Origin of the sequence: Bradyrhizobium sp. 191, assembly GCF_023100985.1 — a bacterium.
GTDB classification, from domain to species: domain Bacteria; phylum Pseudomonadota; class Alphaproteobacteria; order Rhizobiales; family Xanthobacteraceae; genus Bradyrhizobium; species Bradyrhizobium diversitatis.
This window is the reverse complement of record NZ_CP064692.1, coordinates 4,369,341-4,382,144: the sequence shown is the minus strand read 5'-3', so window position 1 is coordinate 4,382,144 and position 12,804 is coordinate 4,369,341. Positions and strand designations below refer to the sequence as shown.

Below are 12,804 nucleotides of genomic sequence, written 5' to 3'. Positions count from 1 at the left end.
GAGCCTTTCCGCGGCGGCAGTCTGGATTGCTTCGTCGCTACGCTCCTCGCAATGACGGTGACGGTGGCGCCATGTCCCTGATCGGCCGCCTCATTGTCATCTTCATCGGCTTCCTCGCCGCCTGCTTCGTCGGCGGCATGATCGTCGTCGTCGCGCTGCTGTTTCCGGAGTTCGCCGATCTCGGCGCGGGTCCCGTGGATCAGGGCACGATCGACATCCTGCTCGGCTTCGGCTTCATCTTCGTTTCGGGCTTCGCGCTGGTGCCGGCAATGGTCGTCGTCGCGATCACCGAGGCGCTCTACATCCGCAGCGCGCTTGCTTATGCCCTCGGCGGCGGCCTCGTCGGACTCGCCTGCTATCTCGGCCTCGTGCCGTTCCATCCCGACACCTTCCAGTTCGAAGGCATCGTGCGGCGGCACCTGGAGATCATGACCGGCGCAGGGATCGTTGCCGGCATGGTCTATTGGCTGATTGCCGGCCGCAATGCCGGTGCCTGGCGCGACCCGCCGCCTGCGCGCATGCCGCCTCCGCCCCTGCCGTCGAATTCAAGGCCGAAGGCATAATCCTTGCCGAGAGAGCTCGTATCGATATGGATTCAAATCAGAGACTAGCGTCCGCAATCCTGGCAAGCGTGATTAACGCGCAGTTGGGCAAATTGTCACTTCCCGAGCTAGAGCAAAATATCCTCGCTCAATTGCCGGCTATTGACGCATCCTTGCCTGGAGCGACCCGGAAACTTCTGGATGAGTTAGTACTGAACGTCTTTCAGACGCAGAATAGAAATGGTGCCGCAGCCCTCAATACTCCGCGCCAGTTTACCTACGACGAAGATCAAGGTGTCGATATCCTGTTCGAGCAAGCAGCAAATGCCCTTAGGACCTACCTTGAGAGTATTGCGTCACCTCATCCCACTCCGCTAAACCGCGCGCCATGAACCGGACTGGACTCTTCATCGCCCTGACGTTGTGGCTCGTGATCGGCGTCGTCTTCGGCCTCTATCCCGCGCTCGATCTCAAGCTCGCCGCGCTGTTCTTCGATCCCGAGACCAGGACGTTTCCGCTCAAGCTGAACGGCTGGGCCAGTTTCGCACGTGACGCCGCGATGTGGGTCGCCTGGGCATTCGTGCTGCCATCGCTGGTCGCACTCGTGGTCAAGATGATCCGGCCGGACCGGCCGCTGATGGTCTCGGGCCGCGCGATGGTGTTCCTGCTGGTCACGATCATCCTGTCGGCCGGCATCCTCACCAATCTCACCTTCAAGACCTATTGGGGCCGGCCACGCCCGGTGGTGGTGACCGAGTTTGCCGGCGACCAGCAATTCGTGCCGTGGTGGGATCCGCGCGGCGGCTGCGCCCGCAACTGCTCGTTCTTCTCGGGCGAGGGTGCGACCGCGTTCTGGACGCTCGCGCCGGCCGCGCTGGCGCCGCCGCCGTGGCGCCCGCTCGCCTATGTCGCCGCCGTGGTGTTCGGCGCCTTGACCGGCGGGCTGCGCATGGCCTTCGGGGGCCACTTCTTCACCGACGTTTCCATCGCCGGCCTCGTCACCTTCGTCGTGATCTGGTTCGCCTACGCGCTGATTTACCGCTGGCCGCGGACGCGGTTTTCGGACGAAGCGGTCGATGCCGCCCTGACCCGGCTGAGCATGCCCGGCTACCGGCTCCGCCAGCGCCTGTTCGGCCGCAAGACCGGTCCCGAGCCGTCGGTTTAGGCCATTAAAGGGGTGCCGAGCCCTGCGAAATTTGATATTCGCGCGGTCAAGTTCGAAACCTTCATCAGCCCTTGAGACCCGATTGGAAGCCCCATGACCACGATCCTGAAAAGCCTGCCCAAGGGCGAGAAAGTCGGCATCGCGTTTTCGGGCGGGCTCGACACCAGCGCGGCGCTGCTCTGGATGAAGCAGAAGGGCGCGCGCTGCTACGCCTACACCGCCAATCTCGGCCAGCCGGATGAAGCCGACTACAACGAGATCCCGCGCAAGGCGATGGAGTTCGGCGCCGAGAAGGCGCGCCTGGTCGATTGCCGCACGCAGCTGGTTCATGAGGGCATCGCCGCGATCCAGTCCGGCGCCTTCCACATCTCCACCGGCGGCATCACCTATTTCAACACCACGCCGCTGGGGCGCGCGGTGACCGGCACCATGCTGGTCGCGGCGATGAAGGAGGACGGCGTCAACATCTGGGGCGACGGCTCGACCTTCAAGGGCAACGACATCGAGCGCTTCTACCGCTACGGCCTGCTCACCAATCCTGGCCTGAAGATCTACAAGCCCTGGCTCGACCAGCAGTTCATCGACGAGCTCGGCGGCCGCGCCGAGATGTCGGCGTTCATGACCGCCCAGGGCTTCGCCTACAAGATGAGCGCCGAGAAGGCGTATTCGACCGACAGCAACCTGCTCGGCGCCACGCACGAGGCCAAGGATCTCGAGAGCCTCGACAGCGGCATCAAGATCGTCAACCCGATCATGGGCGTGCCGTTCTGGCGCGACGACTGCGTCGTCAAGGCCGAGAAGGTCGTGGTGCGCTTCGAGGAAGGCCAGCCGGTTGCGCTGAACGGCCAGACCTTCTCCGATCCCGTCGCGCTGTTCCTCGAAGCCAACGCGATCGGCGGCCGCCACGGCCTCGGCATGAGCGACCAGATCGAGAACCGTATCATCGAGGCCAAGAGCCGCGGCATCTACGAGGCGCCCGGCATGGCGCTCCTCCACATCGCCTATGAGCGTCTCGTCACCGGCATCCACAACGAGGACACCATCGAGCAGTACCGCATCAGCGGCATGCGCCTCGGCCGGCTGCTCTATCAGGGCCGCTGGTTCGATTCGCAGGCCCTGATGTTGCGCGAGACCGCGCAGCGCTGGGTCGCGCGCGCCGTCACCGGCGAGGTCACGCTGGAGCTGCGCCGCGGCAACGACTATTCGATCCTCAACACCGAGAGCCCCAACCTCACCTATGCGCCGGAACGGCTCAGCATGGAGAAGGTGGAGGACGCCGCCTTCACGCCGGCCGACCGCATCGGGCAGCTCACCATGCGCAACCTCGACATCGCCGACACCCGGACCAAGCTGAAGCTGTACAGCGACACCGGTCTATTGTCGGGCAGTGAAGGCTCGCAGATCTTCCGCCTGGAGAGCGACAAGGGGTGAGCTTTTAGGGTGGGCAAAGCCCGCCATAGCTCGAAGAGCGAAGGCGGAAGCGTGCCCACCATCCTTCTACGACCGAGATGCTGGTGGGCACGGCGCTAACGCGCCTTTGCCCACCCTACGATTGCGCGATGTGTCGCGATTCGGTGCGCAATTACGAAGCTCGCGTAGCCCGGATGACCACGCGCTTAATGACGTTGTCATTCTCGATCGCTACGCTCCTGTTTCGGAATGGGATTTCGGAGCATCGCAAATGATCAGGAAATCGGCACTCGCCTCTCTCATCGTCCTCTGTTGGATATCGTCACTGTCGGCGCAGACGATCTATCCGATCGATCGTGCCGAGATCCTGGCCGGAGCCAAGTTCGACTTCAAGGTCGAGCTTCCCGGGCCGGTCGATCCCGCCAAGTTGAAGGTGACGGTGAATGACGCGGATTACGCGACTGCGTTCGGCCGTGCCGGGACCTTCATCGACCGCGAGGATGGCAAGGATCAGTCGGCCCTGATCCTGCGCGACGTCACTCTGACCAAGCCGGGCAGCATTGCCGTGGACGTGAGCGACGGCACGCACCAGCACAGCGTCACATGGACGGTCTACGATACGGGGCCGCGCAAGGCGAAGAACGTCATCCTGTTCATCGGCGACGGCATGTCGCCGGCGCACCGTGTCGCAGCCCGAATCCTGTCCAAGGGGATTTCGGAGGGCAAGAGCCGCGGCAAGCTCGCCATCGACGACATGCCTCACATGGCACTGGTGGCAACCGCAGGCTCGGATTCGATCGTCACCGATTCCGCGAACGCGGCCAGCGCCTATGCGACCGGGCACAAGAGCGCCGTCAACGCCCTCGGCGTCTATGCGGACCGCACCGCAAGCCCGTTCGACGATCCCCGCGTCGAAACCATCACCAGCCTTGCCAGGAGACGGCACGGCATGGCGATCGGCGTCGTCACCAACACCGAGATCGAAGACGCGACGCCGGCGGCGATGGTTGCGCACACGCGCCGCCGTGCGGCCTACGACGAGATCGTCGAGCAGTTCCTTGCGGCGAAGCCGGATGTCCTGATGGGCGGCGGCAGCGCGAATTTTCTGCCGAAGTCGGCCGCCGGCTCGAAACGCAAGGACGAGACCGACTACATCGCCAGGTTCCGCGATGCAGGCTATCAGGTGGCGACCACCGCGAGCGAGCTCGGCGCTCTCTCGGTAAAGCCCGAGACGACCAGGCTGCTCGGGCTGTTTGCCACCGGCAACATGGACGGTGTGCTCGACCGCAAATTCCTGAAGGGTGGCGGCGTCAAGAAATTCCCCGAGCAGCCCGACCTGACCGAGCAGGTGCAGGCAGCGCTGCAACTGCTGTCGCGGAATGAGGCCGGCTTCTTCCTGATGGTCGAATCCGGAATGATCGACAAATATGCACATCTGCTCGACATGGAGCGGGCCGTCTACGACACGATCATGCGCGCCAGACGCGTGAATGGGCGCGGGCGCGCGGCGACGACACCCTCATCCTGGTGCTGGCGGACCACAATCATCCCAACAGCCTCGTCGGCACGGTGAATGACGACATGGCCACCGTGCCCAACGTTCCCTTGCGCGAGCGCGTCGGCGTCTACGATCGGGCTGGATTTCCCAATTATCCGGCTCCCGACGCGGAAGGTTATCCGGCGCGCATCGACGTCAGCCGCCGGCTGGCCATTTTCTCCGCCAGCCTGCCGGATCACTACGAGACGTTCCGTCCGAAGCTGGACAATCCCAACGAGCCGACCGTCAAGGCCGGCGCCGACGGGACCTTCAAGGCCAACGACAAATACAAGGACGTCCCGGGCGCGGTGCTGCGCCCCGGTAATCTTTCGGCGATGATCGGCGCCAGCGTGCATTCGGGCGAGGATGTCATCCTGACGGCGACCGGACCGGGCAGCGAGCGCGTGCACGGCTCGATGGACAATACCGAAGTGTTCCGCGTCATGGCCGATGCGTTGGGACTGGCTGCGGGGCAATGATGCAGAAGTTCGATTGCGAACCGCGCCCGGTTGCACTCCTCCCGCAAACGGGCGCGGCAGGGCGGTCCGCACCCGGCTCGCTCACGTCACATGCCTTTCATGATGAGGGGGGCGGCGCGAAGACCAGCTTCACACAGCTGCGGAAGAGCAGGATCTGCCGCTCCAGCCGCTTGGGATCGTTGAGTGTCTTCGACATGATGATCGCGCCGTCGACCACGCACGAGATCATCTCTGCGAGATCGTCGAGGTCGATCGGCTCGCGCGGCGGATAGACCGCGGCGATGCCGTCGAGGATCGCGCGGAAGTGCGCATTCCAGGCCCGGACCGATTGCGCGGTCAGGTCGCGAACCTCGCGGTCGAACAGGCGCTCCTGATAGCAGATGCTGGCGATCAGGCACCCGGGATGGCCGTTGGGCAGATCGGCCATGACCTCGGCCAGCAGCTTCAGCGAGATCAGGAACGATTGCAGCGGATCGTCCGAGAGCTCACGCCCTCGCTGGAAGATCTCCTCGAACAGGCGATCGTTCGTCTCCACATAGCGGCGCAGCATCTCCCGCGCGAGCGCGTTCTTGTCCCTGAAGTGATAGAAGAATCCGCTCTTGGTCAGTCCGGCCTCGGCGATGACCTCGTCGATCGAGGTCGCGCCGAAGCCCTTCGCGAGCACCGCCGCTTCCGCGATTTCGAGAATGCGTTCGCGCGTCGCTTCGCCCTTTCCCATCGCTGCCTCCAAAACCGTACCAACGGTGCGGAATCCGCCGCGTGCGAAATCCGCGCCGCTCCCGGCGGTCCGCGTAAGTCTCTGATTTTGTATCCGTTTGCGGGTGGAGGTTCAGCCGCACCATCAGACTTCTAGAGCGGCGCGACATTATGCGGCACCACTCGCGCGAGACCGAAGGCGCCGCGACGCGACCGAAGTGGAGCGGCTGGCGCAAGCGAAGGAGCGATCAATGGCCAAATACAGACACGATCTGCCGCAGCACCGCGGCGGCATCTTCCTGACCGATGGCGGCATGGAAACCACCCTGATCTTTCACCAAGGGCTGGAGCTGCCGCACTTCGCGGCATTCGTGCTGCTGGACAGCGCCGATGGCCGCGCGCATCTGAAGCGGTACTACGAGGCCTATCTTCGCATCGCGCGGCAGCATGGACTCGGCTTCGTGCTCGACAGTCCGACCTGGCGCGCCAACCCCGATTGGGGCGCCAGGCTCGGCTACGATGCGGCCGGGCTCAAGGCCGTCAACATGGACGCCATTCGCTTTCTCGACGAATTGCGCGGCACATGGGAATCGCCTCGCACGCCATGCGTGATCAACGGCGCGATCGGTCCGCGCGGCGACGGCTACAAGGCCGGCAACATGGACGCGGCGGAGGCGGAAGCCTACCACTCGGCCCAGATCGCAGCCTTCGCCGAGGCGGGCGCCGATATGGTGACTGCGTTCACGCTGAACAGCATCAACGAAGCCGTCGGCGTGGTGCGTGCAGCCAGGACGCAGGAAATTCCGGTCGCGATCTCCTTCACGGTCGAGACCGATGGCCGCCTCGTCAGGGGAGAGTCGTTGCGCGAGGCGATCGAAGCGGTCGACGACGCAACGGACCGTGCTTGCGAATATTTCCTGATCAACTGCGCGCATCCGGCCCATTTTGACGGCGCGCTCGCGGCTGGCGAATCGTGGGTCCAGCGCATCCACGGCATCCGGGCCAACGCGTCGATCAAGAGCCATGCCGAGCTCGACGAGTCGGAGACGCTCGACAGCGGCGATCCCGTCGATCTCGGCCGCCGTTATCTCTCGCTCAGGCGGGCGTTTCCGCAGATGCGGATTCTCGGCGGCTGTTGCGGTACCGATCACCGGCACGTTGCGGCCGTTTGCGAGGCCTGCCTGCCGCCAGAGGCGATGAGTGCGTAATACATGCAAAATGAAATGGCCGGGATTGCTCCCGGCCATTTGCGTGCGTGGCTTGTGCCTCAGCGCGGCGGCGCGGTGCCGGGCGGGGGCGGCGGCAGCGAGGCCTGGCCGCCGTTGAGCAGCGGCGTGATGCGGCGGACGGTGACGCGCCGGTTGATCACGCTCGGTCCTTGCGTCTGCTCCTTCAAGTACTGCTCGCCGTAGCCTTGCGACGTCAGGTTCTCCGCCGGGACACCGAACTGCTGCGTCAGCAATTCGGCCGCGGACTGCGCACGGCGGTCCGACAACGACAGATTGTCGACCTCGTTGCCCACCGCGTCGGTGTGCCCCTCGATCAGGAACACCTCGCGCGGGTTGCGCTGGATCGCACGGTTGAGGCCGTCGGCGATCGCTTGCAACCGGGCCGCCTGGTCCGGTGGGATGGTCCACGATCCCGTCTCGAAGTTGATCGTGTTGACGTCGATGCTCGGCATCTGCATGCGAACATTGGGGCTGTAGCGGATCTCGTCGAGCGAGTAACGCCGATCGATCCGTTGCACCGGCGGTGCCTCCATGGTCTCGTAGATCAAGTCCGGCGACGCCTCCTGGGCATCGACGATGTAGCGATCGTAGGGCATGTTGACCACCGGCGGCGGCACGTCGACATAGAAGCCGCCGACCGACCGCGGATCGCGGTAGGTGTTGTCGATGATGATGACCTCGCGCCCGGCGGGGTCCTTGCGGATGCGCCGCATCAGCCGGCCGTCGGTGCCGACCACGGTGATGATCTCGCTGCCGTCGGGACGGATCACGACGGTGCGGGTTTCGCCGCCGACGGTGTCGGTGCGGATGTCACGGGCCCCGTAGCGGAAGCGATAGAGATCGTTGCCGCGGACATAGGCCTGCCCGCCGGGATCGCGGACGATGATGCGGTCCGGCTCGGTGTAGACGGTGCGGCCGCCTTCGATGGTCTCGCGGCGCTGGTTATGGAGATCGGCGATGGTGGCACCGATCACGGCGCCGGCCACGACGCCCGCACCGATCGCGAGCGGCGTGAGGTCACGCTGCGGTGGACGCGGCGGTGGCGGCAGCGGTGCAGCAACCGTGGGAGCGGCCCGGAACGCGGGCGTCACCGTGGGCGGGGCGTATTGCGCCCTGTTCGGCGGCGGTGCGGCGGCCGGCGTGCCGGGAACGACCGTCGGCGCCGCAGCGCCGGCCGGAGGCGCCGGCGGCCGGGCCGGGGCACCAGCCTGCGGGGGCACAGGCGGAGCTCCGGTCGTGGGCGCTCCCGCAGGCGGCGTGCCACCCTGACGGCCGGGCGTCGGCGTAGCGGTCGGAGCCGGCGTCGCGCCAGGTGTTGGTGTGGTCGTCGGTGTGGTCGTTGGAGCGGGCGTGGCACCCGGAGCTGGAGATGGCGTTCCTGCAGCCGGAGGCGCGCCGGGGCGTTCCGGCGGCGGTGTACCCAGGCGACCAGCCGGCGGCGCGCCAGGCGTGCTGCCCGGAGCGGGCGTTGCCGTTGGAGCAGGCGTGGCTGTCGGAGCAGGTGTGGCGGTCGGAGCAGGTGCTCCCGGTCGTGCTGCCGGTGCGGCGGGCGCAGGAGTCGGCGTCGCGGTGGGCGCTGGCGCCGGCCGGCCCTGAGGAGCTGCTGCGGGCGGCGGGGCCGGTGGCGTCGGAGCCGGGCGGGCACCGGACGGCGTGTGCGGCTGTGCGGCGGGAGGCGGCGTCGGCGTGCGTGGCTGCGGAGCCGCCGCGGGAGGCGGTGCTGGCGGCGTGGGAGCCGGGCGCGCCGCAGGCGGCGTCGGAGGAGGCGGTGTCGGGGCGTGCTGCTGCGGCGCCGCAGCTGGCGGCGGCGAAGGCTGCTTCTGGGCGGGCGGCGGCGGAGGCGGCGACGGTTGTTTCGGAGCGGCCGGCGGCGGCGGAGGCGCCGGACGGGCCGCAGGTGGAGGCGGAGGCGGTGGCGGCGCTGCCGGACGCGGCGGTGCGGCTGCCGGCGGGGGCGCGGCGGGCGGATGGGGCGGTGCAGCCGCGGGCGGTGGTGCCGCCGGGCGCGCGGGTGCTGCAGGGGGAGCCGCTGCCGGCGGTCCCTTCGGCGGCTGCTTCGGTTTTCCGTCAGGGCCCGTCTCTTGAGGCTGGGCCTGCGCGACCACGAGCGGCGAAGCGTCCTGCGCATGCGATGCGGTGTTTGCCAATTGCATCGCGGTCAGAGCCGTCGTCGCAAGCAGCACGAAACGAAGGTTGGTCATGGTGTTGAACTTCCCCGGAAGGTTCTTTGACGAAGTGTCGGGATGAACAGCTACGCGTTAGGCCGCATTGTGGCAGGCGATGCAGCCGCAGCCCGATTTATTTCTGCACGCAAATCATCTCACTATGGCGATGTTCATTGCGCATTCAGATGCTGGCTGCAATCGCCTTACATGTGATTGGAGAGTTTTCATGCGTGATGCCGCGGCATTGCATCTGTCGCAGGATTCGGAGTGAGCGGCCCATTCGGTCCGCGCGATGGAATCTCTTCAGGCACGCGGCCAGGCAGTTCGTCGGGGCGCGGTGATTCGCCTGGCTCGCGGACCGGTGGGGTGATTTCAGGCTGCGGATTGCCAGGCGGGATTCCGGGCGGCGGCTCAGTTGGCGTGCCTGGCGTCGACGGCGGAATCTCGGGCGGTTCGATCGGCATCACATCGAGACCTTGCGATTCTCGCCGATGTCAGGACGTGTATTCGTGACGGCCGCGGCCGCCATCTTCACGTAGGAGATCACCGTCCCCGGCGAGTCCCAGAATTCGGCGTCGTCAGGCGTGACCTTGAGCACGCGGATGTTGGGATCTTCCGCAGAGTCCCACCATGCCTTGGCCGGCGTCGAGAACAGCTCCTTGATCTTGGCACGGTCGTCGGAGACGACGGCAGTGCCGGTCAGAGAAACATATTTCTGGCTGCCGGCATCCGCGAACGACAGGTTGACGGATGGATGACGCGCGATTTCATCATCCTTGTGACGCCGTGCATCGGTCAGGAAAAAAATCGTGTTCGCGTCGCGGTCGAGATAGGCGCTCATCGGCCGCGCGCGGAGCTTGTCGCCGTCGCGCGTGACCAGCATCGCGAATCCGATCTTCTTCATCAGATCCCAGACGCGATCGACGTCGCCGGCATTGTCGTTGGCCATGTCGTGCTCCTGTTGCAAGGAACGATAACGGCCTGCCCGGAACGATGTTCCCCTGGGACTACGTCCTATTCCGGCGCGTGGCAGACGGCCTCGATATTGTGGCCATCAGGGTCGAGCACGAACGCGCCGTAGTAGTTCGGGTGATAATGCGGGCGGATGCCGGGCGAACCGTTGTCGCGGCCGCCGGCCGCGATTGCGGCCTTGTAGAATGCGTCGACCGTGGCGCGGTCCTTGGCACGAATGGCGACATGCACCGGCTTGTTCATGGCGCCTTCGCCGCCGATCCAGAAATCGGGCTTGCCCTCGGCGCCGAAGCCCGCGGCGGAAGCGTGGCCGGTCTGCTCTGCCGTGACCTCCATGATCAGGCTGTAGCCGAGCGGCGCCAGCGCCGTCGTGTAGAATGCCTTCGCGCGTTCATAGTCGGAGACCGAGATACCCAGATGGTCGATCATCGCAACCTCTCTTGTTCGCTCCTGTCAGCGTGACAGCAACGTATTGCTTCGGTTCCTGCATGTCATCGCGAAACCGCGCGCATAGCCGGTTTTACCGGCGACTCCAACGCTCGATCGCAGGTGCCGGGGCGCGAAGCGAACCCGAGATCCATGACCATAGGAAGGAGTGTTGCGCGAGACGCCCACTCCGAGAGAGAGGACCTTACGCCGCCTTTTTCGGCGGCGCCTTGCGCTGGCGCAGAAAGCGGCCGAGCAGCTTGCGCTTGCCCTTGCGCGGAATCAGGTCGATGTCGCTGACAAGCTTGGCGCCGCCCTTGCGCCGCTCCAGCACGATCTTGCGGCTGTGGAAGGCCTCCAGCTCGGCGCGATGCGCGACGCTGACGATAGTGGCCTTCGGCAGCGCGTCGGTGATCATCTTCATCATCTTGTCCTGGCCCTTCTCGTCGAGCGCCGAGGTCGCCTCGTCGAGCACGACGATGTCGGGGTTGTGCAGCAGCAGCCGCGCGAAGGCGAGGCGCTGCTTCTCGCCGCCGGACAGCGTCTGTTCCCAGGGTCCTTCCTCTTCGATCTTCTCCTTGAGATGATCGAGTCCGACCTTGTGCAGGGCTTTGCCGATCTCCTCGACGGTCCAGTGATCGGCGGCGCCTGGATAGGCGACCGCCCGCCGCAAGGAGCCGGAGGGCACGTAAGGCCGCTGCGGCAGCATGAACAGCCGCCGATCGGCATGGAAGTTGACGGCGCCGCCGCCCCAGGGCCATAGGCCTGCGATGGCGCGCACCAGCGTGCTCTTGCCGGTGCCGGATTCGCCGGCGACCAGCAGCCGTTCGCCGGGCTCGATCACGACCTCGGTCTCGCCGACCACGGCGGTGCCGTCGTCGAGCGTGACGGAGAGATCCTTCAGCTCCAGCATGGCGTCGTTGCGCGTCTCGCCGCGCTTGATGCGACCAAGGCCGGCGCCCTGCTCGGCGCGTTCGAGGCCGTCGAGCGACATCATCAGCGAGGCGATGCGGCGCGCGCAGGCATTCCAGTCGGCCAGCCGGGGATAATTGTCGACCAGCCAGCCGAACGCGCTCTGCACGATGGTGAAGGCGGAGGCCGCCTGCATCACCTGTCCGAGCGTCATGCTGCCGTCGAGGAATTTTGGCGCGCAGAGCAGCAGCGGCACCACCGGCGCAACGAGGCTCGATCCCTGCGACACCAGCGTGGTGCGCATGTGCTGGCCGGCGAGTCGCGCCCATTGCCGCAGCACGCGGGTCAAATTGCGGTCGATGCCGTCGCGCTCTTCCTGTTCCCCGCCGAGCAGCGCAATGCTCTCGCCGTTCTCGCGCACGCGCGTCAGCGTGTAGCGGAAGTCGGCTTCAGCCTGGTTCTTGTCCTCGGAGACCTGGACGAAGCGCCGGCCGATCACCACGATCGAGCTGGACGCAATCGCGGCGTAGAGGATCGCGGCGATCACCAGGAAGCCGGGGATCGTGACGGCCGAGCCGCCAAGCGTGACGGTGAGCGCGCCGCCGATGGTCCAGAGCACGACGATGAAGGTTACGGCCGACAGCAGCGCAGACGTCACGCCGGCGAGGAAATCGACTGGGGAGTCGGTCGCAATCCGCAGATCCTCGGCGATCCGGTATTCGGGATTCTCGTGATCGCCGCCGACCAGGTTGAGCTGGTAGTAGCGCCCGTTCGCGAGCCAGCGAGTGAGGACGCTCGCCGTGAGCCAGCCCCGCCAGCGCCGCTGGATTCCCATGCGCGCGAACACCTGCGCCACTGCCAGCGCGATGCTGCCGATCGCGAGCGGGAAGAACACCACCGTGAGATGGAAGACACTCGCCGCGTCGCGCTTCTCGATGGCGTCGAAGATCGCGCGATTCCAGACATTGATGCCGTATTGGAAGCCGACCGTCAGCACGATCAGCAGGCCGAGACCGATCGAGAACGGCCAGGCGAGGCGGTTGCCGTTGCGGCCCCAGAAGCCGCGAGCGCTGATCCAGAACCGCGTCAGCAGATAATCCTTGCGGGCCTGCTCGGCTTCCTCGGCTGAGAGCTCGGGGTCGGGTTCGAGCAGCTCGGGCGGGGGCGGTGCTACGTCATCGCCGGTCTCGCCTTTGATCTCCACAATGGGCGGCTTGCTGCCCTCCTCGTGCGTTGTGGCCGGCGTGTGCATGAGCGGACAACGCACAAGG

General features: G+C 66.0%; 11 protein-coding genes and 1 pseudogene. 6 read left to right on the top strand and 6 right to left on the bottom strand.

What is annotated here, in order from left to right:
• Positions 1 to 71: 71 nt before the first annotated feature.
• The 5 genes and pseudogenes from IVB23_RS20350 to IVB23_RS20330 all read left to right on the top strand — a co-directional run bounded on the left by IVB23_RS20350 (position 72) and on the right by IVB23_RS20330 (position 5,133).
• Entirely contained in the window at positions 72 to 563 is a 492-nt protein-coding gene (locus tag IVB23_RS20350; protein ID WP_061880129.1) for a hypothetical protein, read from the top strand.
• A 26-nt stretch (positions 564 to 589) separates the two neighbouring features.
• Positions 590 to 934, top strand: a complete 345-nt coding sequence (locus IVB23_RS20345) for a hypothetical protein (protein ID WP_247799804.1) — start codon at positions 590 to 592, stop codon at positions 932 to 934.
• Positions 931 to 1,707, top strand: coding sequence for a phosphatase PAP2 family protein (locus IVB23_RS20340; RefSeq protein ID WP_247799803.1), 777 nt, complete (start codon positions 931 to 933; stop codon positions 1,705 to 1,707). The genes IVB23_RS20345 and IVB23_RS20340 overlap by 4 nt, the downstream gene beginning before the upstream one ends.
• Positions 1,708 to 1,800: 93 nt before the next feature.
• Entirely contained in the window at positions 1,801 to 3,138 is a 1,338-nt protein-coding gene (gene argG / locus IVB23_RS20335) for an argininosuccinate synthase (protein WP_247799802.1), read from the top strand.
• 250 nt (positions 3,139 to 3,388) lie between these two features.
• Positions 3,389 to 5,133: pseudogene (locus IVB23_RS20330) on the top strand (alkaline phosphatase).
• 97 nt (positions 5,134 to 5,230) lie between these two features.
• Here the strand turns inward: IVB23_RS20330 and IVB23_RS20325 are convergent.
• The gene (locus IVB23_RS20325) at positions 5,231 to 5,851 is read right to left on the bottom strand and encodes a TetR/AcrR family transcriptional regulator (RefSeq protein WP_061880133.1); all 621 of its coding nucleotides are present in this window, start codon (positions 5,849 to 5,851) and stop codon (positions 5,231 to 5,233) included.
• A gap of 229 nt (positions 5,852 to 6,080) precedes the next feature.
• Between IVB23_RS20325 and IVB23_RS20320 the strand changes: the two genes are divergently transcribed.
• Positions 6,081 to 7,037, top strand: a complete 957-nt coding sequence (locus IVB23_RS20320; RefSeq protein WP_247799801.1) for a homocysteine S-methyltransferase family protein — start codon at positions 6,081 to 6,083, stop codon at positions 7,035 to 7,037.
• A 59-nt stretch (positions 7,038 to 7,096) separates the two neighbouring features.
• On the opposite strand, the gene IVB23_RS20315 is transcribed toward IVB23_RS20320, so the two are convergent.
• The 5 genes from IVB23_RS20315 to IVB23_RS20295 all read right to left on the bottom strand — a co-directional run bounded on the left by IVB23_RS20315 (position 7,097) and on the right by IVB23_RS20295 (position 12,785).
• A complete protein-coding gene (locus tag IVB23_RS20315) occupies positions 7,097 to 9,259 on the bottom strand; it encodes an OmpA family protein (protein WP_247799800.1) in 2,163 nt (720 codons plus the stop codon).
• Positions 9,260 to 9,447: 188 nt separating this feature from the next.
• Positions 9,448 to 9,687 (bottom strand): hypothetical protein, encoded by a 240-nt coding sequence (locus IVB23_RS20310; RefSeq protein WP_061880136.1) that lies wholly within the window; start codon positions 9,685 to 9,687, stop codon positions 9,448 to 9,450.
• Positions 9,687 to 10,172: a pyridoxamine 5'-phosphate oxidase family protein gene (locus IVB23_RS20305; protein WP_061880137.1), complete on the bottom strand. Its 486-nt coding sequence runs from the start codon at positions 10,170 to 10,172 to the stop codon at positions 9,687 to 9,689. The genes IVB23_RS20310 and IVB23_RS20305 overlap by 1 nt, the downstream gene beginning before the upstream one ends.
• A gap of 65 nt (positions 10,173 to 10,237) precedes the next feature.
• Positions 10,238 to 10,624: a VOC family protein gene (locus IVB23_RS20300; protein WP_061880138.1), complete on the bottom strand. Its 387-nt coding sequence runs from the start codon at positions 10,622 to 10,624 to the stop codon at positions 10,238 to 10,240.
• Positions 10,625 to 10,826: 202 nt separating this feature from the next.
• Complete coding sequence (locus IVB23_RS20295) at positions 10,827 to 12,785, bottom strand: ABC transporter ATP-binding protein/permease (RefSeq protein WP_247799799.1); 1,959 nt, start codon at positions 12,783 to 12,785, stop codon at positions 10,827 to 10,829.
• Positions 12,786 to 12,804 lie beyond the last annotated feature (19 nt).